Here is a 24,982-nt window from a genome sequence, read left to right on the forward strand (position 1 = left end):
GGCCTCCTTCACAGCGCTCAACGCTGTGAAGGAGGCCTTCACGGACCATCGATCCACAAACGCGGAGGGTCAGCCGCGCAGGGCGGCGACCGCCTTCTTCCACTCGGCCTGGTCGCGGGCCTCGCGTGGCGAGACGATCTCGGCGAACCGGACGATTCCCTTGGTGTCGATGAGAAAGGTGCCGCGATTGGCCATGCCGCCGACGTCGTTGAAAACGCCGTAGGCCTTGGCGACCGCACCGTGCGGCCAGAAGTCGGACAGCAGCGGGAAGGAAAAACCCTGCTGCTCCGCCCAGACCTTCAGGCTGAACGGGGTGTCGACGGAGACGCCGACCACCTGGACGTCCTCGTCGCCGTACCCGGCGAGTTCGTCACGGACCTGGCACATCTCGCCTTGGCAGATCTGGCTGAACGCGAACGGGAAGAACACGAGCAGCACGTTCTTCTCCCGCCACAGGGCGCTCAGCGTGACCTGCTCCCGGTTGTGGTCATTCAGGGCGAAGTCCGGCGCCGCCGAACCTGCTTCCACCGCCATGAGCCGATACCCTTCCGTCATCCCTTGATGGGGCTGGTCTGGTGGGAAAGCAGCTTCAGCCCGCCGCTCTCCTTGACGATCACCCAGGTGACCCGGACCTGCCGCTCGGGCGCGGTCTCCGTCTCGCCCGCCAGCAGGATGCCACCCTGGCTGATCACCATCGCCGTGTCGTCGCTGAGGAACCTGACCGAAAGCGGCCACCCGCGCACCCGCGCACCGCGGAACTGCGCTTCGAAGCCCGCCTTCATGTATTCGCGGATCTCCTCACGGCTGGTCAGCTGATCGTCCTTCATCAGCAGGCTGCCGTTGTCGGCGAAGGTGTCGGCGAAGTAGTCGGCGTCGTTGCGTTCCCAGCCCTCCTGGATCCGCATCGCGACCGTGAGCACGGCCTTTTCGTCCTCGCCGGTGAATTCGCGGTAGTACGAGGTGTCCTCTTCGATCCCCGCGGCGGCGAGGATGGCCGACGCGTCACCCCACGGCGTGGTCGTTGCAGCCATGCTGTTGTTCTCCCTGTTCGTCGCGCGCCGATAGGTCGAGACAACCATCCCGCACCACGCGCGCCGGGAACTCCTCTCCCTTGCGCAGAAGGCCAGACGTCACCCGGCGCCGAGGCAGACGAACGGGCGGCGGAACGGGTCGGCGGCGATCGCCTCGGCGAGCGCCGCGGCGGGGCTCGCACCCGCGGCGAGGGTGCGGTGGTAGTCGTCCATAGTCGACGCGGCGGCCTCGTCGCCCACCCGGCACACCGGGGCCAGCACCGTGCGGGAGCCGCCGGCGAGCAGGACGCTCGCGAAGCCGAGCGGTTCGTCGCCAGGGCGGATCCGGTTCAGCGCGAGGTCGCACGCCGCGAACACGACCTGCCGCGGCGGACGGCCCAGCCCGGTCATCTCGTGCGCGTACAGCGAACCGTCGGTCATTTCGAGCCGGGAGAACAACGCGTTCTCCGGCTCGTGCGAGCCGTGCGCCGCGATGTGCGCGAGAGCGGCACCGTCGAGTTCGCTCAGCACGGACGCGACCGTCGCGCGATCGCCGTCGAGCACGCTGGCCGTGCGGAAGCGCACCGCGAGCTTGCCGACCTCGCCGAGCGCGCCGGGCACGTTCGGGCCGCACACGAGCACGACGTCGGCGGCGCCCGTGACGGGCACCTTCGCCGAGGCGAGCCACGCGGTCGCCGAAGGCGCGACAGCGACCGGACGGCCACGCAGGCTCGGCAGCACACCCCACGGCACGGCGTACAACGCGCCGGTCGGCACCACGACGACCTCGCCGTCGCCGAGCAGCCCGGCGAGCGGCCGCAGCAGCTGGGTGTCGAGCAGGTCGGCCCGTTTGCGGGCGGAGGCCCGGACCGTGTCGGCGAGCGCGGCCGGCAGGTTGTCCGGCGCGAGGACGTCGAGGTCGGTGTGGAGCATGCGCGCGTTTTCCGCGGCCGTGCCCGCCGGGCCGAGCCGCACCAGCTCGCACCGGCCCCTGCCGAGCACGACAGCGACGACCTCGCCCCCGGAGGTCGCGAAGCTCACCAGCACCCGGTCCCCCAGCTGCCCGGCGACACCGCTCGCGGTCACCACCGGCCGTGGCGCGCCCCATCGGCTGCTGTGCCAGCCCAGCCGGTGTGCCTCCCGCAACCGCTCGGCATGCCGGGCGCGCAGCGCCGCGACCGGGTGCCCGTCGTGCTGTGCCTGGTGGATGGCCTGTTCGAGGCCGCGGACCTCGGCGATCCGCTCCGCCAGCTCGGGATCGTCGACCCGCGCGAGCCGCTCGTAGCGGTAGGTCTGCGCGCGCGTGCGTTCCAGCCAGTCGAACAGCTTGCGGGCGTTCCCGTCGGCCAGCACCAGCCGGATCGCGAGTTCCGCCAGCTCCCTGCCGTGCACGGCGACTCCGGAGACCAGCTCGAGCCCGGCACCCATCCGATCGCGGACGCGGTCGAGTTCGGCGAGCCCGGCCCGGATCTCGGCCAGTGCCTTGCCGCGTTCCCCGCGCGCGACGGCGAGTTCGGCGCGGCACAGCCTGCGCAGCAGCTGGTAGTCGATCGAGGTGAGCTTGCCCGGCCGCGGGATCCGGGCCACCAGCTCGTCCGCCTTCGCGAGCCTGCGGCGGGCGATTTCCAGGCGCGCGGCGAGCATCCGCGCGACGGCGGCCTGCTCGGCCAGCCGTGGCACCGGCATCGCGTCGGCGGCCCGCAGCATCCGGCTCGGCAGCCCGGCGGGAAACTCCGACGTCGCGAGCGCTTCCCGCAACTCGGCGTGGAACCCGATGAGCGTCGTGTTGGCGACGCAGGTCTGGCAGCCCCACCGCACCATCCGCCGCCGCGCGGACGCGGCCAGCGTCTTGGCCAGCTCCAGGTCCCCGTTCATCAGCGCGGCGGCGGCCCGGTACTGCTCGACGTCGGAGAGGTCCCGGTTGACACTGCGTTGTTCCCGCATGATCGGGAGCACCTCGTCGAGATGCCTGCCCGCCTCGTCCGCGAGCCCGGCCGCCAGCAGCGCCTGCGCCTGCTCGATCCGCAGCCGGGCCGGGATCTCGGCACCCAGCTCCTGATAGCCGCGCTCGCTTTCGTTGTAGTGGCGCAGCGCCGCCGGGACGTCGCCGACCCGCAGCTCCAGCCCGCCGAGCGTCCGCCGCACATCGGCCGCGTCGGTCCCCCGATCGTGTTTCTCCGCGAGTTCGATGGCTTCGACGAGGTCGGCCCGCGCCCGGCCGAGTTCGCCGAGGCGAGTGCACGCCATCGCGCGAGTGGCGAGGGTGCCGATATACGGGCCCATGAGCGCGGCCTGATCGGCGACCCGCGACAGTTGATCGCGTTTGTGGGCGATGGAGGAATCGAAGTACGCGGTGGCCTCGTCGTTGCGCCCGACGGCCATGAGCAGGGTGCCATGATTGTGGTCGACCACCCCGTGCAGTTCCGCCCTCGAAACGGGACTGCTGATCGAGGCGACGAGTTCACGCACCTCGTCGAACTTCGCCAGACCGTCCGCGACCGCTCCGGTCACCTCGGTGGAGTGCAGTGCCAGCAAACAGGAAAGCCGTATCCGAACGGTAAGCCAGTCCTGCTCGTTCGCCCGGTCCACCGGTCGAATTCCATCCAGCAATGCCAGCCCGCGACGCATCAGCCGGACGCTCTCGCGCTGCCGGCCGGCGCACCCCACCTCAACACCTCTGCGGTGCAGAAGGCGAGCTTTGTCGATGGTCTCGGCCTGAGTCAGTCCAGTAACGCACACAACGTCATTAGAGTACAGAACGTAGTGGTTGATGGCCCGCCCACGGCGCAAACCGGGGCGGGCCACCGACTCAGTGCTGCTGCGATTCCGGGACGTGCTGGCCGCAGCCGCCACCGCAGTCATCGGTGTGCTCGTGCGGCTCGTCCTCCGGCCTCGGCTCGGTCGGCGGAGCCGACGGGTCGAGCGGCTCGAGTTCGTCGTCGATCGTGGTGTCGGTGACGTCCGTAGGTGTGGACATTGCGATAGCCTCCCCTGCTGATCTGCCTGGTACATACGGGCAACTCGGCCCACCGATCGTACGAACCCCAGGTGACCCCCAGTTGCCGTTCACCGGGTCCCTCAACCCGCGAACGGAGTAATAGTGACATAGCGGAGCAGTGATCAGTAGCGCATTTGAACAATCCGTGGTGAATTTCTCAGCGTGCAATAGGCGGCGGAGCGTTACCCCTTTCGCCGAGATCGAATACGGCACCCGGCGGTCGTGATCGGCCGGTCACGCATGGGAGTCTTCCCCTCCACCAGGGGGAGTGCGATGACCGGACTTCTGCGCAGCGCCGCCACTTTCGTCCTCGCGATCGTGCTCGTCTTCGCCGGAATCCCCGGAATTTCCAGCGCCGAGAGCGCCCGGCGCCAGACGTTCACCAATCCGATCTCCAGCCCGGCGGCCGACACCTTCGCCGACCCGGCGGTGCTGCGCGGCGAGGACGGATTCTGGTACGCCTACGGCACGGCCGATCCGCTGCACGAAGGCGAGCGGTTCCACCACGGCATCCCGATCCTCCGCTCCGCCGACCTGGTGCGCTGGGTCTACGTCGCCGACGTGTTCACCCCGGCCAACCGGCCGGGGTGGGCAGCGCCGGGCGCCGGGCTGTGGGCACCGGAAATCCGCTACGCCGACGGCCGCTACCTCCTCTACTTCACGGTCACCGACACCACCGCGAATCCCGGCTCGGACCCGGCCATCGGCGTAGCGACGGCACCGACGCCGGCCGGGCCGTGGACCGACAGCGGCGGCCCCGTCGTCGCGCCCCGTCCCGCGGCGGGCGGCGGGTACCAGTGGACGTACGACCCGGCCATGCTCACCGACGCCGAGGGACGGCGCTGGCTCTACTTCGGCTCGTACGTCGGCGGCCTCTTCGTCGTCCCGCTGTCCTCCGACGGGCTGCGGGTCACCGGTGACGCGATCCAGGTCGCGATCGCCGACCGCTACGAGGCGAGTTACGTCGTCCGGCACGAGGGCTGGTACTTCCTGTTCGCCTCGGCCGCGAACTGCTGCGCGGGACCGGCCACGGGCTACAGCGTTTTCGCCGGTCGCTCGGCGAATCCGGCGGGGCCGTTCGTCGACCGCGCCGGCCGCTCGCTGCTCGATTCCCGGGTCGGCGGGACACCCGTGTTGCAGCCGAACGGGAACCGCTGGGCCGGGACCGGGCACAACGCGGTCGTCAGCGACGCGGCCGGCCAGGATTGGCTGCTCTATCACGCCATCCCGCGCGACAAGCCCTACCTCGACGAACCGTACGGGATCAACCGGCGGCCGATGCTGCTCGACCGGCTGGACTGGATCGACGGCTGGCCGATGGTCCGCGGCGGTGCCGGGGCCTCGGACGGCGAGCAGCCCGCGCCGGTCACGACCGGCGTCGTCGACGACCGGTTCGAACGCTCCCGGCTCGGCCCGGGATGGCGGGGCCCGGCGCCGGACTGGACCGTCGTGCCGCACGCGGATCCGGACTCCGGCGGCCTGCTGCGCCACACCGGCGAGGGACCCGGCCGGCTGCCGTCCACGAAACGGATCCCCGCCGACGCGCAGATCGGCCTCGACCTCCGCGTCACCGGTGGCGGCGCGGCCGGGGTCGCGCTACGCGTGCGCAGCCAGGGCGACCAGGTGTCCGTGACACTCGACGAGTCCGCCGCCGCGCTCATCACCGACGTCACCGTCCACGATGGACACAGTATGCTGCGCACCCCGCTTCCTCCGGGTTTCCGTTACGGGACTTGGCATACACTCACCGTCCGGATCGTCGGCCAGGTCCTCCGGGTGGCCGTGACGGAAGGGCGTCCCGGCAATCCCGTTGCCGAGCAGGAACGCGACTTGCCGTGGTGGCCCGATGACGGCGGGCTGACCGTTCTCGCCTCGGGACCGGCCGAAGTGGACAACGTCTCGGCCGCTCCGGCGTCCCGCCCCGCACGGCAGGTGGCGCCCGAACCACGGGCAGGCTGGTTCGATCCGTCCTTTTCGGACGATTTCGCCGGATCACTGGGTCCACAGTGGACTTGGGTACGGCCCGATCCCTCGGCCACGGTCGAATCGGGGGCGCTGCGTTGGCCGACACAGGCCGCGGAGCTGGTCGGCACCGGCAACGACGCGAGCGTCCTGCTGCGTGACGCGCCCAACGGCGACTACGTGGTCGAGACCGAATTCGACCTCGATGTCGGTGTCGGCATCGTGCGCAATTTCGAGCAGGCAGGCCTGATCGCCTACGTCAGCGACGACGACTTCGCGCGGCTGAGCCACGTCGCGATCTGGAACACCCGGCAGATCGAGTACGGTCGCGAACTCCCCTACGCGGGCCGGACCGTCTTCGGCGGGATGGCGCTCACCGCACCGGCCACGACCACGTGGCTCCGGCTCGCGCACAGCGTCGATTACCGTACCGGTGAGCACCGGTTCCGCGCGGGCGCGAGCCTCGACGGATACCACTGGGAATGGGGCGGCACCTGGACGTTCCCCGCGAGCACCACGCCGCGGATCGGGCTGATCGCCCATGGCGGCGACACCCCGCCCGCCACCGCGGTGTTCCACTACTTCCGCGTCTACCGGGGTTGAGCGGGACGTCGCGAACGGCCTGTCGCGGGCAGGCCCGAGGGACGCCCTGGGTGCGTTGAGTGCGACAAGGGCGTCCCTCGGTGCGCGCGGTCAGAGCCGGGCGGCGATCCCGTCGAGCAGGCAGTCCAGGCCGAGCCGGAACTGCGCGTCCTCACCGGGGCCGATCACCTCCGGGTCCTCGTCACGCAGGAAGCCCCGCATGAACCGGCCCAGCAGCGGGTACGGGCCTTCGCCGGAGCCGTCCCCCCACCAGTCACGAGCCATCTCCCGTACCTGCTCAGGGGAGGAGAAGTCGTTGTGGCGCCACATCTTCACCTCTTCGGCTCGCTGGAGCGCCACCCCGAGCACATAGCCCTCGATCAGCCGCTGGTAACCCAGCCCGGTACCGAGGTCCTGCCCGAGCCGGTCGAACGTCGCGAGCATGAACTCCTTGACCCGTGAGGCGTTCGGCCCGGCGGGCGGTCGGCTGTGCACCAGCTCGGCGAACCACGGATGCCGCTTCGCCATCGCCCAGTACTCCGTCGCGACCAGCGTCAGGTCGGCCCGCCAGTCCTCGCCGGGATGCGCCGGCGTCGTCACCTCCGCGCCCGCCGCGTCCAGCATGAGGTCGACGAGGCCCTCCTTGCTGTGCACGTACCGGTAGAGCGACATCGGGGTGCTCGACCCGAGCTTCGCCGCGACGGCACGCATGGTCAGCGCCTCGGCGCCGCCCGCGTCCGCGATGGCCACCGCCGCGCGCACGATCTCGCCGCGGCCGAGCCCCCACTTCCGTTCCGGAGGCTCCGGCAGCAGCCAGATCGGTGGCGGGACCTTCGACGAACCCCGCTCCTTCGAGCCACCCACTCACTACCTCCCACGGTTTGCGTACAGAGTACACGTCGTGTACAACGTACATGGAATGTACGACGTACACGAATCTGGGGAATGACGATGACCGAGGAATACGTACCCGTCCTGATCGTCGGTGGCGGCGTGGCCGGGCTGACGGCGGCGTTGCTGCTGCAGCAGCACGGCGTCGGCGCGGTGCTCGTGGAAAAGCACGCGGGCACCTCACCGCAGCCGAAGGCACGGCGGTTCAACCCGCGCAGCAACGAAGTCTTCCGCGCGCTCGGACTGAGCGAGGAGGTCGCCGAGGCCGGCGCCCCGCTCGCGAAGTTCACCGGGATGCTGACCGGGCCGACGCTGGCGGAAGCGACCTGGCCCGAAATGACACCTCAGCTGAGCGCGGTCGCGGCCCAGCACACCGAACTCGGGCGACTCAGCCCGGCGCCGAGCGTGTTGTGCCCGCAGGACGTGCTCGAACCGGTACTGCGCCGGGCAGCCGAAGCCCGCGGCGCGCGGTTGCGGTTCGGCACGGAACTGGTGACGTTCAAGCAGGACGCCGACGGCGTACTCGCCGAACTGCGCCCCGCGGATGGCGAGCCCTACACCGTCGTCGCCGACTACCTGATCGCCGCCGACGGGGCCCGCAGCCCGATCCGCGAGTCTCTCGGCATCCCGCGCGACGGCGCCGGGCATCTCGCCGACAACCTCGACGTGTGCTTCCGCGCCGATCTCGCCGAACTGGTGCGTGGCAAGGAATTCAACCTGTGCCGGATCGAGAACCCGGCCGCGTCCGGGGCGTTCGTCTCCGTCAACGGCACGGACGTCTGGCTGTTCTCCACCGCCGACTTCGCCGTCGGCGACCGGCGCGCCCGCGACCTCGACGACGAAGAATGGGCACACCTGCTGCGGGAGGTGCTCGGAGTGTCCGATGTGGACGTCGAGATCCTGTCGAAGATGCCGTGGGAGTCCGGGATGTACGTGGCCGAGCGGTTCGCCGAAGGGCGAGTGTTTCTCGCCGGCGACGCGGCGCACGCGATGCCGCCGATGGCCGCGGCCGGGGCCAACACCGCGATCGCCGACGTCGCCAACCTCGCCTGGAAACTCGCCGCGGTGCTCGACGGGAACGCGTCACGCGCGCTGCTCGACAGCTATCACGCCGAGCGCTACCCGATCGGCTACGCCACCGCCGCGTTCTCCAGTCAAGTCAGCGGCCATCTCGGCACCATGCTCAAGACGATCACCGGCGGGGGCGCCCAGCGCGCCGACATCGGCGCCGCGATGTTCGGCGTCCAGTACCCCGAGGGTGCGTTCGTCCCCGACGACCGCGGCCCCTCCCCGGAAGACCGATACGCGCCCGGCGCGCGACCGGGCACCCGGATCCCGCACGTCTGGCTCGGCCGCGACGGCGACCGGGTGTCCACTTTGGACCTCGTGGGCCCCGGCTTCACGCTGTTGACCGGTCCGGACGGCGAGGCGTGGCAACGGGCCACAGCCGAGGTCGCCGCGGAATCCGGGGTCGCCGTGGAGGTGTACCGGATCGGCACCGACGTCACTGATCTCTCCGACGACGAAGGCGGCTGGCTCACCGCCGCGGAACTCACCGGCACCGGCGCGGTCCTGGTCCGCCCGGATGCCGTGGTGGCGTGGCACTCGCCCACGTGCCCGGAACACCCGGCCGGGGTGCTGAGGAAAGCGCTCTCCCAGGTCCTCGGGCGCTGAAACCCCTGGGGCGCAGGAGGTCCCGGGTCACCGAGGGGGTGGCCCGGGACCTCGCGGTCAGCTCGCCACGTCCGCGCCGTAGGGCTGGGTGATGGCCTCCAGGTAGTGGCCGGACGGGTCGGCGAAGTACACGCCACGACCGCCGTGGTTGGTGTTGTACTCCCCTGGCCGCTCACCCCGCGGATCCGCCCAGTGGTCGAGTCCCCTGGCCTGGATCCGCGCGTAGATCTCGTCGAAGTCCGGCTCCGTCACGAGGAACGCGTAGTGCTGCGGCGGGAATTCCACGCCCGGCTCGGCGAACTGGAACAGCACGCCGCCGTCCAGCCGGACGGTGAGGAAGGGGCCGCCCTCCTCCGCCTCGGGCAGGCCGAACATCTCGGTGAAAAAGGAAGCGGATTCCCGTTTGTCGCGCGCGGCGACGATGGTGTGATTGAACAACGTGGTCATGAATGACCCTTCGAACCGACGCCTCCATGCCTGACGCTGTCCGCCACCGGCACGCGACGCTGCTCCGATCAGATCACGAACCGCCCGGCCGTCGCAAGTCCGTTGTGACCGGCCTCCCGGCGTCTCCTCCGGCTCACTCCGCCACCGCCCGCTTGCCGCGGTCATGCGCCCCACTGTGGCGTTCGGTGCGTGGAATCAAGGCTGGACGCGGAGCGTCTCCGTTGAGGGTGGTGGCGGGGGCAAGGGTGGAGCACCCAATGCCACATTGGGGTTTTCTCGGTAGGTGCGGGGGTGCGGTTTTGCTGGTGGGTGCTTTCCCGGGGGCTTGGTGGTGTGGTGAAGGGGTCCTTCGCGGCGCTGAGCGCCGGCAAGGAGGCCTTCACGGCATGCGGTGGGGTTCGGGGCGCGTGTCGCGAACGCTCCGTTCGGGACGCTCATCGTCGGCAACGGAGCGTTCGCGACATCAGGCGAACGGAGTCGGCGAGCGCAGGAAAGTCCCAGGGAAGTCCCAGGGACGCCCTTGTCGCACCCCAGGCGTCCTACAACACAACCGGCAACACACATACGGCCCCAGAACCCTTAGCGAGAAAACCTCATTGGGGGCTTTGTCAGCAGTGGTTGCACGAAGGACGGGACGCCTCGGGAAGATGGGGGTCCACAAAGGAGTCAGGTGTCGAGCAGGGTGGCCAGGCCCGAGTAGCCGCCGTCGCGCAGCCGGGTCCCTGAGGTCTTCGCGTACGCCGTGTCCGCCTCGATGCCGAGCCCTTCGACCATGCGGTTCATGAAGTTGAACAGCGCGCACACGAGCACGGCGTCGTGCAGCGCCTGCTCGTCCCAGCCCGCGGCGAAGACCGCTTCGGCGTCGGCGTCGGTGATCTCGGCGGGGGTCCTGGTGAGCTTGCCGACATAGGAGAGCACCGGCTTGAGCCGCTCGTCGACCGGTGCGCCGGCGAGATCGGCGAGCGCGGCCGTCAGCAGTCCTTCGGGGACGCCGAAGGCTTCGGCGGTGACCGTGTGCACGCCGTGGCAGTAACCACAGCCGTTCACCCCGGAAACATAGGCGGCGATCAGTTCCCGCTCGCCCGCGCTGAACTTCGACGGCGCGCGCATGACCAGCTCGTGGAAATCCAGCAACGGCCGCGCGGACGCCGGGTAGGCACGGAACACGTCCAGCAGGGTCGTTTCAGTCGGCAAGGACCTCAGATAGGACATCGGGGACGGCTCCCTCGGGTTCGGGCCGCCCGACGGCGAGCCGGTCGACGTCGGCGCGGCGCAGCCAGCAGGCGGTCAGGTAGGCGGCCGAGGCGGGGCCGAGGCCGGGGACGGCGGCGGTGACCCGTTCGGTGGTCCGGTCCCATTCCTGGCGCAGCGAACCGGCCGCGGTCACCTCGGGTCCCGCCTCGATAGCCGGGCGTACCGAGCGCCAGCGGGTCCGCCCCGCTTCGACCAGCGCGGCGGTGCCGAGCCGGTCCAGTGCGCCGTGGTGGGCCTGGTCCACCGCGAGCGTCACGAGCGCCGGGTCGTCGGCGAGGCAGGCGAGGCCGACACCGGCCAGCAGCCGTTCGGCGGCCAAGCCCATCAGGATCACCCCGATCTCGGTCGAGGCCGGATCGTCGATCGAGGGCAGCGAGAACCGCGTGTCGTACGCGGCGGGATCGGGTGCTGTCGCATCAGCCACGGGCGACGGCCTTTTCCTTTGCGGGGACGGATTCCGTGCGGCGGGCCTCGCGGCGCACGCTTTCGGCGACCGCGGCGGCGACCCGTGCCGTCGCGACGCGGTGCCCGTCGATGTTGCGGGCGGCCGGGCCGAGGACCATGCCCGCCGCCGCGCCCACCACGAACACGCGGGGGGCGCGTGCGTAGGCCATCGTCCGCCCGTCGAGCTCCGGCCAGCCGTCGCGCTCGCCGACCAGTTCGCCGGGCAGCAGCCCGGTGCCGATCGACGGGGTGGTGCCGAGCGCCAGCACGACGTGGTCGCCGGTGACCCTGCCGCCGCTCTCGAGGCGCAGCACGGCCGTGCCGCCCACGCCGGGCGCCACTTTCGTGATCGTCTCGCCGCGATGGACGACGAGGCGTCCCTCGGCTTCCGCGCGTTCCAGCGCCGGGCGGAACTCGAACATGATCGACGCGCGCCGGTAACGGCTCATGAGATCGAGGCGGTCGTCCCAGCTCACCCCGTCGAACCGGGCCCTGCCCTCTGGCCGGAAGAACGTGGAGTTGACGTCGGCGCACTGATAACGCTCTCCCGGTTCCCGGACCACCCAGTGCACCCGCTTGCCCGCGGCGAGCGCGTTGCCGATCAGGTGCGCCGCGGTGAGCCCGGCGCCGGCGACGACGAGCCGTTCGCCGTAGGCGGGCAGCTTCTGGTCCCAGTAGCTCACCGACGGGGGCGGGAACCCGCCGCCCCACCAGTGCTCCGGGGCCTCCTTGCGTTCCTCGCCGAGACACAGGACCACACAGCGCGCGGTCACGCCGAACCGGTCCGCGCGCACGGTGACCGCGTCGGCGGTCGGCAGGATCTCCCGCACCACGCCCCGCCAGGTCTTCTCGGTGACGTGGTGGCCGGCCGCCAGGTGCCGGCAGTAGGCGTCGAAGACGTCGACGGGCACGACCGAGCGATGCCCGGCCTGCGCCATGCGGATCTCCCGCCGTTCCACCGGGGTGAGCAGTCCCCAGTGGAGCCGCGCGAAGTCGAGCAGCTCGCAGTCGCGGTAGCCCTCGACGCCGGGGTGGTGTTCGTAGGGCGAGCGCAGCACCCGCTGCCCCAGCCGGTCGACCCGGCCGAAGAACCGGCGGCACGGCCGCCCGAAACGGTCGGCCAGCACGACGTCGTGGATTCCGTGGTGCCACAGGGCGGAAGCCACCGCGAGCCCGGCGGGGCCGGCCCCCACCACGACGACGTCCGCGGTGTGCGGTGGGTTTCCGGCCGGTGCGCCCGTTTCTCCCGGCAGCACCGGCCACTCCCGCCCGCGCGGCGAATCCAGCAGTCGCGGCTCGGGGACGAAGGTGATCATGCTCAGCCGATGACGGTGACGGGAACGATCAGCTCGATCACCGGCCGCTGTCGCATCCCGTTGGTGACGAGCTCTTCGAGCGTCTGCCGGGACTGCTCGGCGGTGTCGGTCGCGATAGGACTGTACCGGGAGTAGGCGTAGGTGGGCTTCCGGCCGCCCGCTTCGAGCGTGTACACCTTGAGGACCGCTTCGCCGGGGCGCACCTCGCCGTCGTAGAACGTCAGGCGCCGCTGGTCCGGGGTCATGAAGGACTTCGAGAACTGGCGGGAAAGCACGAGGGTGTCGGGATCGTTGACGAAGGTGGAGTCCTCGTCGGTGACGACCTGCATCGCGACCCAGGTCTTGTCGGTCAGGTTCGTCTCCGACTTGATCACCTGCCACCGGCCCGGTTCGGGGAGGTTGACGCTGACCGACACGTCGTGGTCGGTGGTGTCGATGGCACCCGAGATCATCAGCACCCGGCGGCGGACGTCGGCGACTCCCGCCATTTGAATGTCACGCGCGCGGACCCGGGTCGAGACATCCAATCCAGCGAATTCCGGTGACGACATTTTATTGTGCCTCCTCGCTTGCCCCCGGAGCAGAAAGTTGCGCATCAAGCAGGGAAAGAGTTTCACAAGCCCATTGGGGTGTCAAGATGAGATATGCACGACCTCGACGGCGCGTGAATCAGGTTAACCGGCAAACCACACGGCACTCGCGGAATTCGGCGGAACGGCGGCGAGCGATTGGTCCGTTCGGCGGTACGGGGCGGAGTCCGCCCCGGTCCCGGCTCCCATGATCAGGTCTCGTCGTACTCCTGCTCCCAGGCCGCCGCGATCACGCCGTCCTGGAGGTCACCGACGTAAATCAGCTCGAAAGAGGATTCACTGCGTCGCATATTGAATTTGATGACAAGGTTTCTTTTCACGACGATCACGAAATTGTGCGGGTTCCGGCCGTCGCCGAAAATGTCGTAAACCAGGAAGGCCGAACCGTCCGCGATCGAGAACAGCGCCTCGTAGATCACGTTGCGGTCGGCCTGGCTGGCGGCCTGGGCCCATTCCTCGAGGATTTCGATCCCCGAAGTGAGCTGGAGGCGCATAGCCATCCGCCGGCCTCCTCAACTCAGCAGTCGCCGGCGAGGTGCCGGCCTGGTGGTGGCGCGACGTCCCGCAGGACCGTCGCGACCCGGACTCGTCCCGTCCGCCCGGCGCCCGCCGGCGGGATCAGGTGACACCTCCGGCCGGACAGTCGGTTTCCAGTATCGAACCCGGCCGTGGCGGAGGTCATCTTCGACCTTGCTTTTCGGTAGCGGTGCGGGCACCTCGCGTACCGGAAGTGCTCAGTTGTAGCCGAGCACGATGTGTTCGGCGAGATACTCGCGTACGGCCACGGGCTCCTCGGCCGGGACGGGCGTGCCGAGCAGCTCGATGTCCTCTTCGAACGGGTCGACCTCGTACAGGTCCAGCTGTGCTGTCATGATGCGGCCTCCACTTCGGACATGGGAGAAGTGTGCGCTCCGCCGATGGAGAGTTAATGGGGAACCAGTGGAAAACGCACTTGCCCGATGCGGCGGGGATGTGCTGCGCAAGCTGAGAGTGGTCGGCAGGGGGAGGGTGGCGGCGATCCTGAAGGGACAACGGAAACGCCCGCGACCACCACTTCGCGGGCCGGTGGCCGGCCTCACCGGCCGGCTCTCACGCCACGGAGTACACCATGACCGAACGCCTTGACCCGTACGAAATCTTCGCCGACGACGACACCGACATCGACCTGTCGGCGCCGATCTGGTACGAACTCCCGCCGGAGCCGCGGGTCGCCGAAGTCAGGCGGTTGGACCGGTGAGCCTGCTGCCGCGGCACGACCCGGCGGACGGCCTGGCCGAGCCGCGGAAGCCGCGGCGGCCCAGGGTCGTCCCGGACTGGCGGGTACCCCGGCAGCGGACCGGAACCCCGCTCAGCGCGGCGGCGCACCAGCGGACGTGCGCGGTGTGCGGCGTGCCGTTCTCGCCCGGTGAACGGACCGAGCTGCAGAGTTTCACCGACGGCGAGATCCGGTACACCGCAGTACATCCCGGCCACAGCATCTACGCGAGCCGCCGGGAGCGGCGCATCGCCGACCGGCTGCGCCGGGTCCGCGCCGCCTGAGCCACCTCCGCGCTCCGCGCCTGTGTCCTTTGTGGACTTTGATGCCGTGAAGGACCCCTTCACAGCGTTCGGCAGGCCCGGGAAACTACCTCGGCAACAAAGAGACGCGCCACGCGCCACGGTTGGCACGCGGCGGAGTGCCGGGCCGCCAAGCAGGATGCGCCCAGACCCGCCGCCCCTCCCCGGCACCCCGAGCACCCCGAGCAACGCAGGCAGCACCCATCGTGGAGAGACCGGCGAGCACGGAGATCAGCGCCGCCAGCTCCACCTCGTCCGGCACACCTCGCACCACGCGCAGCACGGAATAATCCACTGTGGACTCCCAGAACACTCAGATCGGCAGGTTGCCGTGTTTGCGTGACGGCGCGGCTTTGCGCTTGTCCCGCACCATCGCCAGCCCGCGGGCCAGCGCCGCGCGGGTGTCCGCCGGATCGATGATGTCGTCCACCAAACCGCGTTCGGCCGCGTACTGGGCGTTCATGAACTCCTCGGTGTACTCCGCGACGAGCTTGCCCCGCAACGCGTCCGGGTCCTTCGCGGCCGCGAGGTCGCGGCGGAACAGCACGTTCACCGCGCCCTCCGCGCCCATGACGGCGATCTGGTTCGTCGGCCACGCCAGGGAAAGGTCGCAGCCGATCGAGCGGGAGTCCATCACGATGTACGCCCCGCCGTAAGCTTTGCGCAGGATCACCTGGATCCGCGGCACCGTCGCCTCGCAGTAGGCGTGCAGCAGCTGGGCGCCCTGGCGGATAATGCCGGAGCGTTCCTGTTCGACGCCGGGCAGGAAGCCGGGCACGTCGACCAGCGTCACCAGCGGAATGCCGAAGGCGTCGCAGAATCGCACGAAGCGCGCGGCCTTCTGCGAGGCGGGACCGTCCAGCACACCGGCGAACACCATCGGCTGATTCCCCACCAGCCCGACCACCGCCCCGTCGACGCGGGCCAGCGCGCACAGCACGTTGCGGGCCCAGCCCTCGTGCAGTTCGAAGAACTCGCCGTCGTCGGCGATCTCGGCGAACACCTCGCGCATGTCGTAGGGCCGGTTCGGTTCCACCGGGACGATTTCGGCGAGCCGGGGACGCCGGTCGCGATGCGCGCCACGGGCCCCGGCGTCCGGCGCCGGGTCGAGATAGTTCGCTGGCAGCAAGGAAATCAGGTAGCGGACGTCTTCGAGGCAGCTCTCCTCGTCGTCGTGCACCACGGTCGCCACGCCCGAATACGTGCCGTGCACGTCCGCGCCACCGAGCTCTTCGTGGCTGACGCGGTGCCCGCTGACGGCTTCGACGACATCGGGACCGGTCAGGTACATCCTTGCGGTGTCGCGGACCATGAACGTGAAGTCCGCCAGCGCCGGCGAATACGCGGCGCCACCCGCGCACGGGCCGAGCACGACGCTGATCTGCGGGACGACACCGGAAGCCTCGACCTGACGGCGGAAGATGCCGCCGTAACCGTTGAGCGACAACACGCCTTCCTGGATCCGCGCGCCGCCGCTGTCGTTGAGCCCGATGACCGGCGATCCCGTGCTGATCGCCAGGTCCAGCACCTTCTGGATCTTCGCCGCGTGCGCCTCGCCGAGCGAACCGCCGAACACCGTGAAGTCCTGGGCGTACACGAACACCCGGCGGCCGTCGATCGTGCCGGAGCCCGCGATCACGCCGTCGGTGTAGGGCCGGTTCTCCGCCAGCCCCAGCCCGCTCGCCTGGTGCCGCCGGTACAGCTCGATCTCGGTGAACGAATCGGCGTCGAGCAGCAGCTCGATCCGTTCCCGCGCGGTGAGCTTGCCGAGCGAGTGCTGGCGCCGGACGCCCTCGAACCGGCCTTCGACGATGTGCGCGCGAAGCTCTTCCCGCTGCGCTCGCACCATCGGCATGTCCGGGGCGGGCGGGTGCACCGGTTCGGTACCCCGCGCCAGCGGGATGACGTGGGCGTCCCCGCCGCCGGGGCGCGGCAGCCTGCGGTGACCGCGGCGGGAGCCGGAGCCGCCGGTCACCACGACGTCGTCGCCGGTGGCCCTGGCTCCCGCTTCACCGCCGCTACTCACGCGATCGCCTCGCTTAGCTCACGAGCGTCACTCACGCCGCGTCCCGGACTCGCTCGTCTCCGCCGGACCTGGCCCGGTTGTCGCGTTCGATTTCGGCCAGGATGTCGCTCCACCGGATACCGCGGCCGAGCCGGGGCATCGGGACGAGCACGGCCGTCTGCTCCGGCGCCGCCACCCCCGTGTCCCTGGCCTCGTTCGTCGTCATGACAACACCTCTTCCGTTCCTGTCGAACCGGCGGTCACCGGTCCGTCCGCTTTCCGTCCTGCCGCCGCGCCCGCCTGCCGGTCGGTCAGCAGCCCCCGCCGGTGCAACCAGGCGACCGTGTCCCCTGCGGTCCGGGACAACGAGCGGGCCACGACGCCGCCGGTGACGACCGGATCGCCGTCCACCGGCACCGCGACGGCGCACACATGGATGGCGCCGTACTCGGCCGGAATGGTCCACGGCCACACCCGTTGCGCGAGGTCGGCGAATCTCCCCACCGGAACCATCGCACGCGGCGGCAGGAACAGCGCGGGCAGCGCCCGACCCGTGACCTCACGCAGCACGCTGAGATAACGCGGCGTCGGAACCCAGTGCCCCGGCCCGAAAACCCGCGCGCCGGGCTCCGTCCCGGTGAGCAGGTTCGCGTGCAGCACGGCGGTGTCGCGGACGTCCCCGATCGGCAGCCCGCCCGACGGCCAGAACGGCATCAGGCCGCGCAGGACGTTGCGCAGCCGGGCGTTCTGGTCACCGACGTACGGATCGTCCGGCCCGATCAGCGCGGACGGGTAGCTGATGACGACCGGGGCGCCCTCGGCCGCGTGCCGCCGCGCGACGCGGTCGGCCGCCGCCTTGGTCGCGAGGTACGTCTCACGCGGCGCGGCGACCGGTGACTCCGGGCCGATCGTGGCGGTCTCCGACGGGAACAACGCCCCGACGGTCGAGACGTGCACGATCCGTCCGGCACCGGCGGCACGAGCGGCGTCGAGCACGACTTCGGTGCCGCGTTCGTTGGTGCGCCTCATTTCCGCGCGACGCCTGCTGTCGAAGGAATACACGGACGCGGCGTGCAGCACCGCGTCCGCGCCCCGCACGAGCCGCGCCACCGCGCTCTCGTCGAGGACGTCACCCGCGACAACCTCGACACGACCGGAATCGACGGCGAACGGCTCCAGCGCGGGCCGCAGCCGGTCCGGGTCACGCGCGAGCACGCGGACCCGGTGTCCCCGCCGCAGCAGCTCGGCGGCCGAGTGGGCGCCCAGGAAACCGGTGCCGCCGGTGACGCTGATGTCCATCGTCCGCTCCCGGTTCAGGCCGAGGCCCGGACGCGGCCGTCGACGCGGTGGTAGCCGCCGTTGTAGAAGACGAGCGCTTCGGCACTTGTACTGCGGCTGGAGGCGAGCACCTTGCCGACGAAGATCGAGTGATCGCCCCCTTCGTGGATCTCGGCCAGCTCGCATTCGACCCAGGCCAGCGCGCCGGTCAGCAGGGGCGCGCCGGTCCTCGGTCCCGGCGACCAGTCGACCCGCTCGAACTGCGCCATGCCCGCGGGACGCCGCCAGTCGGCGAAGTACCGGGCCAGCTCGCGCTGTTCGCCGCCGAGCACCGACACGCCGTACGAGCCCGCGGCCACGATCGCCTGGTGCATCCGCGCGGCCCGCGCGACACAGCACAGCACCATCGGCGGTTCGAGGGAGACCGAGGTGAACGCGTTCGCGGTCATCCCGTGGCCGCGCTCGCCGCCCGCGGTGAGCACCGTGATGCCGGTGGCGAACCGCCCCATCACCTCGCGCAGCCCGGCCTGCTCGGACAGCCGCCGGCGCGGCTGGGACGGCACGAACCGGTTCAGCGCGGGACGGTCGAAGTCGTCGCCGGAGTCGATCACGTCACTCCCCCTTGCCATCGGCCGGACCGCCCAGCCCCCGCACGGACCCGGTGGCGTACGGGGCGAGCGCCGCACGCAGCTGTTCGGGAACCCGCGAGGGCACGGTGTTCGTGTTGGGCCCGCGCATGCACGCGATCCGCTGCCGTCCCCTCGCCACCAGCCGCTCACCCTCGTCGGTCAGGTGCACGTAGTCGAAGGTGAACTGGATCTGCGTCTGGGTCAGCTCTTCCAGGCGCAGCCGGATGGACAGCTCGTCGAACGCGGTGATCTCGGCGAAGAATTCGCATTCGACCTTGAGCGTGAACAGCTTCAGGTCTTGGCGGACCTCTTCGAGCACCGCGGGCGCCTTCTCCTTCAGGAACATCTCGCGGCAGCGGCCCTGCCAGCGGACGTAGTTGACGTAGTAGACGTTGCCCACCAGGTTGGTCTCCTCGAAACCGACCGTGTGGCGGATCTCGTAGTAGTCGGCCATTGCCCGTTCACTCCTCACCCTGGAGGACCGCGAAGACCACGGGGTCCGTCCGGTCGTTGATCGTGGTGGCCCAGGTGGCGATGCGGAACTGCCCGGACGCCAGCAGCGCCCAGCCGTCGGCCTCGACCCGGCGCACGGTCAGCGCCTGGGTCATGTCGCCGGTCTTGCGCACGCATTCCAGCGCGCTCCAGACCCGGGTGTTCGCCACCGTGGCCGGCTCGCCCGCGTCCGCCGCGAGCAGCTGCCCGACGGCGAGCAGTTCCTCGCCGAGCAGGCCCGCCCAGTCCTCTTCGGTGCGTTCGACAGCGGTCTCGATGTCGCAGGCGACCTGCCCACTCCCGGCGACCACCAGGGTGAGCCGGGACGTGTGCGACGCGGTCACCTCGGCACCGTCGGTTTCCGGCTTCCCGTCCGGGCGGTAGCGCACCTCGACCAGCCGGTCGAACGCGCGGCCCGCGGCCAGCGCGGTCTGCGCCCGCCGCTGCGCGATCGTGGCGACCTCGATGCCCACCGGGTCCGGTTCGAGCACCACCGACCGGCTGCCGCCGAGCATCCGCTCGGCCGCACGCTCCACATAGGACCCGAGCATCGACGGGACCCACGGCCCCGCGCCGTCCCGTTTGCGGACCGCCCGCAGCTTCAATCCTTCCCAGCGCTCGACGAGCGTCCCGTCGGGATTGCGGACGTCGAGGTCGTAGACGTAGCTGTCGCCGTCCTGCTCGCGTTCGCGGGCGTCGAGCAGTACGTATTCGAGATCCTGTGCGCCTGGCTCGGCCAGGTGGAGCTTTTCGATCCCCTGCGGCAGCAACGTCGCGTCGGGGATGCAGCACTGGATCGCGTGCATCATCGCGTCCCTCGTGCCAGGGTCGGCCAGGAGTCGTTGCTGTGGAAGGAAAGGTGCGAACCATGAGACGTCCGAACCGGTCGCGATCTCCGCCACCGCGTGCCGCGCGCTCGCCCGCCGGTAGCCCAGCACCCGCTGGAACCGCTTGCCCTGGAACAGGACCGAGCCGTACAGCTCGGTCACCGGGTCCACCGGGACCGGCGGCAACGCGACGTCACGCGGGACGCGCTCGCCGAGTTCGTCCGGGCGGCAGAACCGCAGCCGGGCCCGGAAGTGATCGGCGCTGAACCCGGTCTCGCCGCTGCGCAGCACGACGTCGACCGTCTCGGCGTCGACCGCGAGCGCGGCCAGCCGGATCGTGGTGGTGCCGGCGGGCGACACGATGATCGGCCGCAGGAACTCGACGTCCTCCAGCACCGGCGTGACCTGGCTGCCGCGCAGGGTCGCGGACGCGACCTGGGTCATCGCCTCCATGCCCAGCACGGCCGGGAACAGCAGGTCCCCGTCGAGCAGATGATCGGCCAGATAAGGATCGCTGCCCGCGGACAGGTCCGCTTCGGTGATCAGCTCGATGCCCGGGTAGTGCACGACGGCGCGGTCGACGAACCGGGTGAGCGGCAGTTCCTCGCTCTCCACCGGCAGCGTCGGCAGTCCCGCGGTGCGGCCGCAGACCACCAGCACCGAAGGCGCGCCGGGATCGCCGAGCACCTGACGCAGGATCGCGATGCCCTCCTCGGTCGGGATCGGCGTGATGCCGTCGCGCATGAGAGCGCTGACCACGCCGAGCTTCTCGCCCATACCGGTGCCGGACCAGACCGACCACTCCAGCGCGATCGCCCGCGCCTTCGGATGTGTCTGTCCGAATCGGACGGTCAGCTCGGTCATCCAGTCGTTCGCGGTGGCATAGTGCGCCTCGCCGCGGAGACCGGCGCGGCCGATGATGCTGCCGAAGGTGACGAGCAGCTTGACGCGGTCCTGATCGACCGCGTCGAGCACCGCCCGCAGGCCGCCGATCTTCGGGGCGAGCGTCGTGCGGAAGCTCTCCTCGGTCAGGCTGAACAACGCGGCGGGCTCGTTGCGTCCCGCTCCGTGCAGGACCGCGGTGACCGGGCCCAGGTCCGCCTGCACGGCGGCGACCGCGGCGGCCACCTGCTCGGCCGAGGTGACGTCGGCGCGTTCGTACCGGTAGGTGATGCCCGCCGAAGCCATCCGCTGCAGGTTCTCCGCCAGTTCGGTGTCCTCGGCGGGGTCGCTGCGGCCCAGCAGAGCCAGTTTCGCGCCGGAGTCCTTGGCCAGTGCCAGCGCGCTTTCGGCGGTGATGCCCTTGCCGCCGCCGGTGACGAGCAGGACGTCGGTCGCGTCGAGCGGCTCCGGGATCGGGCCGACCGGCGCGGGCGGCAGGGCGCCGAGTTTCGGCACCGTGCGCGTCCACTGCTCGTCGTACCGGGCCTCGGTGAAGTCGTCGGTCGCGGCGACCTCCAGCAGCACGGTCTGCACCGCCTCGTCGATGCCGGCCGGGTCGGCCGGCGAGGGCTCGGCGAGGTCGACGATCGTGGTGCGGGCCGACGGGTCTTCGAGCCGCAGCGTCTTCGCGAGCCCGGACGCGCCGAGTCCGTGCTGCACCACGACGAACCGCGTGCCGTTCGGCGCGGCCATGACCGCGCGGCCCGCGTCGAGGAACAGGCCGACGTTCGACGCGTCGCAGTCCGCCGGCAGGCACAGCAGGACACCGTCGCCGAGACCGGCACCGGCCAGTGCCGCGCGCAGCGGCTCGGCCAGCGAGTGGCCCGGGGTCGAGAAGACCTGCCAGTCGGCGGCCGCGAATCCCGGGGTGAGATCGGGATTCGGCCGCAGCGCGGGCACGTAGTCGACCGAGAACGGCCGGACCCACGGGCCGACACCGGGAACTTCGGCCGCGCTGTTGGCGTCTTCGAGCTTGGCGGTCTGCGCCAGCTCGTCGATCATCTCGGCGAGGTCGCCGAGGCACACCGTCGCGAAGTTCGGCATGCCCTCCAGCGCGGGACGGCCCAGTGCCCGGGTGACGTCGTTGACCAGCTGCCCCACGGTGATCGAGGACAGGTGCAGGTCGTCGAGCGGATGGGTGTCCGCGGTGACGGTCTCCAGCGGCAGCTCGACGCGCTCGGCGGCCAGCTTCCGCAGCAGGTCGAGAGTCGTGCTCCCACTGCTCTCGGCCGCGACGCCCTCGGCCGCGGCGGCCTGCTGCTCGCGCTCGGCGGCCAGTTCGCGGGCCAGCTCGGCGTCGATCGCCGGAGCCGCCTCGCACGGGCTGGCCAGGAAGCTGAACTCGCCGTCGATCGGCAGCGGCCGCACGACACGGCCCGCGAACAACGCACCGGTGTCGATCGTGACGCCCAGCGCGTGTGCCGCCGCGGCGACCCGCAGCACCGCGCCCAGCGTCTGGCTGTCGGTGTCGACCGAAAGAACGGGCTTTTCGGGAGCGATTTCCTCGAGCAGTCCGGAAAGGACACGGCCGGGGCCGACCTCGATCACCAGGTCGCTGCGTTCGGCCACCTTCGCGGCGGCCTCGCGGAAACGCACCGGCAGCACGATCTGGTCACGCAGCAGCTCGCGCAGGTTCTCGGCGGCGTGCAGCACGTCACCGGTCACCGTGGAGACCACGGGCCGGTCGAGCCGCGCGAAGTCGAATTCGGCGAGCTGCTCGGTCATCGCTTCGGCGGCGGGCGCGACCAACGGCGAGTGGAACGCGTGCGAGACGTTGATCCGGGTGGCCGTCACGCCTTCGGCGCGGGCGCGGGTGCAGACCCGCTCCACAGCGGCGGCTGGGCCGGAAATCACCGTCTGGCCCGGCGCGTTGTACCCGGCGATCACGACATCCTCGCCCTGGCTGAGTTTTTCGGCACGGCTCGGGCTCGCGGCGAGCCCGGCCATCGCGCCGTCGCCCGCGCTCGCCGTGGCCATCACCTTGCCGCGGATCTTGGCCAGCCGCAGCACCTCGTGCTCGTCGAGCGCGCCACCCCAGTGCAGGGCGGTCAGCTCGCCGAGGCTGTGCCCGGCCGCGGTGTCGGCTTCGATGCCGAGATGCCGCAGAACACGCAACGCCGCCAGCGACCCGGTGACGATCCTCGGCTGGGCGATCTCGGTCGCGGCCTGGTCGCCCGCGACGTTCAGGCCCGCGGACCGGTAGATCTCCTCCACACCCGCGAAGCGGCGGCGCAGGGCCCCGACCGCGCCCTTGCCCGACCCCTGTCCGGGGAAGAGGAAGCCGATCCTCGCCGCGCCGGTCCGCGAACCCGCGAAAATCCCTTCGGTGACGGCGAAAACCTCACCGTCCTCTTCGGACACCAGCTCCGCCAGCCGGATCAGCTTGCGCTCGGCGTCCTCGGGGGTGCTCGCGACGATCGCGGCGCGGACGGGCTTGCCGGTCAGCTCGGTCGGCAGGGCGCCCGCGAGGTCGGTCAGCTCGGCCATCGACAACTTCGGCACGAAATCGAGCAGTTCGGTGATCCGCGCCCGCAACGCGTCGAAGTCGGCGGCGTCGAGTAGCAGCAGCTCGGCGTCCTGCCGTCCGGAGACCAGCGCGCGGGTCCGCTCGTCGAGCACCCGCCGCCGCGCGGCGCCCGGCGCCTCGGCGACCGCGATGTGCGAGTTGATCCCGCCGAAGCCCATCGCCGAGACGCCTGCGCGCACCGGCTGTTCCGGTGGCCACAGCCCGGCCTCACCGGGGACGTACATCCGCGCGGAGTCGCCGAGCAGCGACTCGTGCGGTTGGAAATGCCCAGTGCCGGGCGGGATCACCTGGTGGTACACCGCGAGCGTCGCCTTGATCAGCCCGGCAACCCCGGCCGCGGCCTTGGTGTGCCCGATGTTGCCCTTGATCGTGCCCAGCGCGGCGGGCGCGGCGAGCGGGTCGGCGTCCCGGCGGGCGGTGGACAGCGCCTCGATCTCGGTGGCGTCGCCCAGCGCGGTACCGGTGCCGTGGCCCTCGAAGTACGACACGGTCTCCACGCCATACCCGGCGCGCTCGTAGGCGCGGCTGATCGCCAGCCGGTGCCCGGCCGCCTCCGGCCGGGTGATGCCGCCCTTGCCGTCGGAGGAAACACCCCAGCCGCTGATCGAGGCGTAGATGCGCTTGCCCTGCGCGACGGCGTCGCTCTCGCGCATCAGGACGAGCATGCCGGAGCCCTCACCGGGCCAGAACCCGTTGGAATCGGCGTCGTAGACCTTCATCTCGGTCTTGGCCAGCGCACCGGTCTTGGCGAACCCGATGACCTCGAACGGGTCGATCGAGAGGTCGACACCGCCGGCGATGGCGACGTCGAGATCGCCCTGCGCGAGCCCGTTCGCGGCGTTCACGACCGCCAGCAGCGAGGACGAGCACGCACCGTCCACTGTGTACCCGCCGCCGGCGAAGTCGAAGTGGTTGCAGACCCGGCCGGCGATGGTGTTGGCCAGCCCGCCTGCGAGGGTGTCCTCGTTGATCTCCGGGAACGGCGCCTTGTACTGCGCTTCCAGATCACGCAGGAACGTCACGGTCTCGTCGTCGCCCCAGCCACGCTCGGCGAGCGCGGCGGCGACGGTGCGGCGCACGTACGGCCAGCGCAGCCGCATGATGTTCGCCCGGGAGAACTCGCCGGTGAGGCTGTTGCCGATGACCACGCCGGTGGTCTGCTTCGGCATGCCCTCGCCCTCGGCGAACCCGGCGTCGGCCAGTGCCCGCGCCGCGACGTCGAGGGCCAGCCAGTGCGTGGTGTCCGTGGCGCGGAAAGTGCTGCCCGCGACCTTGTACCGGACCCGGTCGAATTCGAAGTCGCGCAGCACCGCGGCCTTCTGCGCGTAGAACCGGTCCGGGGCCTTGGGGTCGGGTGAGTAGTAGTCCTCGCGGTTCATCCGCTCGTCGGGCAGGCGCCGGAACGCCCGGCGCCCGGCCAGCACGTTCTCCCAGAGCTCCGCCAGAGACCGCGCGTCCGGATACCGCAGTCCGATCCCGACAATCGCAATCCGCTCAACGCTCATGCCCACCGCACTCCCATTAGCTCTCAGGCCGTTCGTCGGGCCACCCGGCCCT

At 70.7% G+C, this 24,982-nt stretch carries 23 protein-coding genes; 4 read left to right on the forward strand and 19 right to left on the reverse strand.

Translation table 11 applies throughout. From position 1 onward, the window contains the following. Positions 1-69: 69 nt before the first annotated feature. The 4 genes from ACFW0G_RS36020 to ACFW0G_RS36035 all read right to left on the reverse strand — a co-directional run bounded on the left by ACFW0G_RS36020 (position 70) and on the right by ACFW0G_RS36035 (position 3,987). Positions 70-534, reverse strand: coding sequence for a peroxiredoxin (locus tag ACFW0G_RS36020; protein WP_378329964.1), 465 nt, complete (start codon positions 532-534; stop codon positions 70-72). Between the two features lie 17 nt (positions 535-551). Then, entirely contained in the window at positions 552-1,031 is a 480-nt protein-coding gene (locus ACFW0G_RS36025) for an SgcJ/EcaC family oxidoreductase (RefSeq protein ID WP_378329965.1), read from the reverse strand. Positions 1,032-1,130: 99 nt separating this feature from the next. Continuing rightward, a complete protein-coding gene (locus tag ACFW0G_RS36030) occupies positions 1,131-3,599 on the reverse strand; it encodes a CHAT domain-containing protein (protein ID WP_378329966.1) in 2,469 nt (822 codons plus the stop codon). Positions 3,600-3,819: 220 nt separating this feature from the next. Next, the gene (locus ACFW0G_RS36035) at positions 3,820-3,987 is read right to left on the reverse strand and encodes a hypothetical protein (protein WP_378329967.1); all 168 of its coding nucleotides are present in this window, start codon (positions 3,985-3,987) and stop codon (positions 3,820-3,822) included. Positions 3,988-4,281: 294 nt separating this feature from the next. On the opposite strand from ACFW0G_RS36035, the gene ACFW0G_RS36040 reads away from it, so the two are divergent. Further along, entirely contained in the window at positions 4,282-6,573 is a 2,292-nt protein-coding gene (locus ACFW0G_RS36040; RefSeq protein ID WP_378329968.1) for a family 43 glycosylhydrolase, read from the forward strand. A gap of 90 nt (positions 6,574-6,663) precedes the next feature. Here the strand turns inward: ACFW0G_RS36040 and ACFW0G_RS36045 are convergent, their stop codons facing one another. Beyond that, positions 6,664-7,416, reverse strand: a complete 753-nt coding sequence (locus ACFW0G_RS36045; protein WP_378329969.1) for a TetR/AcrR family transcriptional regulator — start codon at positions 7,414-7,416, stop codon at positions 6,664-6,666. A gap of 87 nt (positions 7,417-7,503) precedes the next feature. Between ACFW0G_RS36045 and ACFW0G_RS36050 the strand changes: the two genes are divergently transcribed. Then, positions 7,504-9,117 (forward strand): FAD-dependent monooxygenase, encoded by a 1,614-nt coding sequence (locus ACFW0G_RS36050; protein WP_378329970.1) that lies wholly within the window; start codon positions 7,504-7,506, stop codon positions 9,115-9,117. Between the two features lie 57 nt (positions 9,118-9,174). Here ACFW0G_RS36050 and ACFW0G_RS36055 read toward each other — a convergent pair whose 3' ends face one another. The 7 genes from ACFW0G_RS36055 to ACFW0G_RS36085 form a co-directional block, all read right to left on the reverse strand. After that, on the reverse strand, positions 9,175-9,564 hold the full coding sequence (locus ACFW0G_RS36055) for a VOC family protein (RefSeq protein ID WP_378329971.1): 390 nt from the start codon (positions 9,562-9,564) through the stop codon (positions 9,175-9,177). Positions 9,565-10,230: 666 nt separating this feature from the next. Next, complete coding sequence (locus ACFW0G_RS36060; RefSeq protein ID WP_378329972.1) at positions 10,231-10,776, reverse strand: carboxymuconolactone decarboxylase family protein; 546 nt, start codon at positions 10,774-10,776, stop codon at positions 10,231-10,233. Further along, positions 10,748-11,242 (reverse strand): DUF6187 family protein, encoded by a 495-nt coding sequence (locus ACFW0G_RS36065; protein ID WP_378329973.1) that lies wholly within the window; start codon positions 11,240-11,242, stop codon positions 10,748-10,750. Before ACFW0G_RS36065 ends, ACFW0G_RS36060 begins: the two co-directional genes overlap by 29 nt. Then, on the reverse strand, positions 11,235-12,578 hold the full coding sequence (locus tag ACFW0G_RS36070) for a hypothetical protein (protein ID WP_378329974.1): 1,344 nt from the start codon (positions 12,576-12,578) through the stop codon (positions 11,235-11,237). The genes ACFW0G_RS36065 and ACFW0G_RS36070 overlap by 8 nt, the downstream gene beginning before the upstream one ends. Before the next feature lie 2 nt (positions 12,579-12,580). Further along, positions 12,581-13,066, reverse strand: coding sequence for a DUF6423 family protein (locus ACFW0G_RS36075; RefSeq protein ID WP_378330019.1), 486 nt, complete (start codon positions 13,064-13,066; stop codon positions 12,581-12,583). Between the two features lie 293 nt (positions 13,067-13,359). Then, positions 13,360-13,668 carry a DUF6235 family protein gene (locus tag ACFW0G_RS36080; protein WP_378329975.1) on the reverse strand — a complete coding sequence of 103 codons (309 nt, stop codon included), beginning with the start codon at positions 13,666-13,668 and terminating at the stop codon, positions 13,360-13,362. Positions 13,669-13,902: 234 nt separating this feature from the next. Further along, positions 13,903-14,040 carry a hypothetical protein gene (locus ACFW0G_RS36085; RefSeq protein ID WP_378329976.1) on the reverse strand — a complete coding sequence of 46 codons (138 nt, stop codon included), beginning with the start codon at positions 14,038-14,040 and terminating at the stop codon, positions 13,903-13,905. Between the two features lie 236 nt (positions 14,041-14,276). Here ACFW0G_RS36085 and ACFW0G_RS36090 point away from each other — a divergent pair, with 236 nt between their 5' ends. Together ACFW0G_RS36090 and ACFW0G_RS36095 are read left to right on the forward strand one after the other, a co-directional pair. Continuing rightward, positions 14,277-14,405 carry a hypothetical protein gene (locus ACFW0G_RS36090; protein ID WP_378329977.1) on the forward strand — a complete coding sequence of 43 codons (129 nt, stop codon included), beginning with the start codon at positions 14,277-14,279 and terminating at the stop codon, positions 14,403-14,405. Beyond that, positions 14,402-14,707 (forward strand): hypothetical protein, encoded by a 306-nt coding sequence (locus ACFW0G_RS36095; RefSeq protein ID WP_378329978.1) that lies wholly within the window; start codon positions 14,402-14,404, stop codon positions 14,705-14,707. The genes ACFW0G_RS36090 and ACFW0G_RS36095 overlap by 4 nt, the downstream gene beginning before the upstream one ends. Before the next feature lie 85 nt (positions 14,708-14,792). Here ACFW0G_RS36095 and ACFW0G_RS36100 read toward each other — a convergent pair whose 3' ends face one another. The 7 genes from ACFW0G_RS36100 to ACFW0G_RS36130 all read right to left on the reverse strand — a co-directional run bounded on the left by ACFW0G_RS36100 (position 14,793) and on the right by ACFW0G_RS36130 (position 24,930). Beyond that, on the reverse strand, positions 14,793-15,038 hold the full coding sequence (locus ACFW0G_RS36100) for an acyl-CoA carboxylase subunit epsilon (protein ID WP_378329979.1): 246 nt from the start codon (positions 15,036-15,038) through the stop codon (positions 14,793-14,795). Continuing rightward, on the reverse strand, positions 15,039-16,622 hold the full coding sequence (locus tag ACFW0G_RS36105; protein WP_378330020.1) for an acyl-CoA carboxylase subunit beta: 1,584 nt from the start codon (positions 16,620-16,622) through the stop codon (positions 15,039-15,041). It lies immediately after the preceding gene. Positions 16,623-16,782: 160 nt separating this feature from the next. Next, positions 16,783-16,956 (reverse strand): DUF6222 family protein, encoded by a 174-nt coding sequence (locus tag ACFW0G_RS36110; RefSeq protein WP_378329980.1) that lies wholly within the window; start codon positions 16,954-16,956, stop codon positions 16,783-16,785. Further along, entirely contained in the window at positions 16,953-18,029 is a 1,077-nt protein-coding gene (locus ACFW0G_RS36115) for an SDR family NAD(P)-dependent oxidoreductase (protein WP_378329981.1), read from the reverse strand. Before ACFW0G_RS36115 ends, ACFW0G_RS36110 begins: the two co-directional genes overlap by 4 nt. Before the next feature lie 14 nt (positions 18,030-18,043). Further along, positions 18,044-18,517, reverse strand: a complete 474-nt coding sequence (locus tag ACFW0G_RS36120) for a flavin reductase family protein (protein WP_378330021.1) — start codon at positions 18,515-18,517, stop codon at positions 18,044-18,046. A 103-nt stretch (positions 18,518-18,620) separates the two neighbouring features. Then, positions 18,621-19,091 (reverse strand): acyl-CoA thioesterase, encoded by a 471-nt coding sequence (locus ACFW0G_RS36125; RefSeq protein WP_378329982.1) that lies wholly within the window; start codon positions 19,089-19,091, stop codon positions 18,621-18,623. Between the two features lie 7 nt (positions 19,092-19,098). Then, positions 19,099-24,930, reverse strand: coding sequence for an SDR family NAD(P)-dependent oxidoreductase (locus ACFW0G_RS36130; protein ID WP_378329983.1), 5,832 nt, complete (start codon positions 24,928-24,930; stop codon positions 19,099-19,101). Between the last annotated feature and the right edge of the window lie 52 nt (positions 24,931-24,982).

This window comes from Amycolatopsis sp. NPDC058986 (assembly GCF_042741125.1).
GTDB lineage: Bacteria > Actinomycetota > Actinomycetes > Mycobacteriales > Pseudonocardiaceae > Amycolatopsis.

Excerpts from the sequence above, each read along its gene's own strand:
- ACFW0G_RS36020 (WP_378329964.1), bottom strand. The coding sequence starts at position 534 with ATGGCGGTGGAAGCAGGTTCGGCGGCGCCGGACTTCGCCCTGAATGAC.
- ACFW0G_RS36025 (WP_378329965.1), bottom strand. The coding sequence starts at position 1,031 with ATGGCTGCAACGACCACGCCGTGGGGTGACGCGTCGGCCATCCTCGCC.
- ACFW0G_RS36035 (WP_378329967.1), bottom strand. The coding sequence starts at position 3,987 with ATGTCCACACCTACGGACGTCACCGACACCACGATCGACGACGAACTC.
- ACFW0G_RS36040 (WP_378329968.1), top strand. The coding sequence starts at position 4,282 with ATGACCGGACTTCTGCGCAGCGCCGCCACTTTCGTCCTCGCGATCGTG.
- ACFW0G_RS36050 (WP_378329970.1), top strand. The coding sequence starts at position 7,504 with ATGACCGAGGAATACGTACCCGTCCTGATCGTCGGTGGCGGCGTGGCC.
- ACFW0G_RS36055 (WP_378329971.1), bottom strand. The coding sequence starts at position 9,564 with ATGACCACGTTGTTCAATCACACCATCGTCGCCGCGCGCGACAAACGG.
- ACFW0G_RS36060 (WP_378329972.1), bottom strand. The coding sequence starts at position 10,776 with ATGTCCTATCTGAGGTCCTTGCCGACTGAAACGACCCTGCTGGACGTG.
- ACFW0G_RS36070 (WP_378329974.1), bottom strand. The coding sequence starts at position 12,578 with ATGATCACCTTCGTCCCCGAGCCGCGACTGCTGGATTCGCCGCGCGGG.
- ACFW0G_RS36075 (WP_378330019.1), bottom strand. The coding sequence starts at position 13,066 with ATGGCGGGAGTCGCCGACGTCCGCCGCCGGGTGCTGATGATCTCGGGT.
- ACFW0G_RS36080 (WP_378329975.1), bottom strand. The coding sequence starts at position 13,668 with ATGGCTATGCGCCTCCAGCTCACTTCGGGGATCGAAATCCTCGAGGAA.
- ACFW0G_RS36085 (WP_378329976.1), bottom strand. The coding sequence starts at position 14,040 with ATGACAGCACAGCTGGACCTGTACGAGGTCGACCCGTTCGAAGAGGAC.
- ACFW0G_RS36090 (WP_378329977.1), top strand. The coding sequence starts at position 14,277 with ATGACCGAACGCCTTGACCCGTACGAAATCTTCGCCGACGACGACACC.
- ACFW0G_RS36110 (WP_378329980.1), bottom strand. The coding sequence starts at position 16,956 with ATGACGACGAACGAGGCCAGGGACACGGGGGTGGCGGCGCCGGAGCAG.
- ACFW0G_RS36115 (WP_378329981.1), bottom strand. The coding sequence starts at position 18,029 with ATGGACATCAGCGTCACCGGCGGCACCGGTTTCCTGGGCGCCCACTCG.
- ACFW0G_RS36120 (WP_378330021.1), bottom strand. The coding sequence starts at position 18,517 with ATGGGGCGGTTCGCCACCGGCATCACGGTGCTCACCGCGGGCGGCGAG.
- ACFW0G_RS36125 (WP_378329982.1), bottom strand. The coding sequence starts at position 19,091 with ATGGCCGACTACTACGAGATCCGCCACACGGTCGGTTTCGAGGAGACC.
- ACFW0G_RS36130 (WP_378329983.1), bottom strand. The coding sequence starts at position 24,930 with ATGAGCGTTGAGCGGATTGCGATTGTCGGGATCGGACTGCGGTATCCG.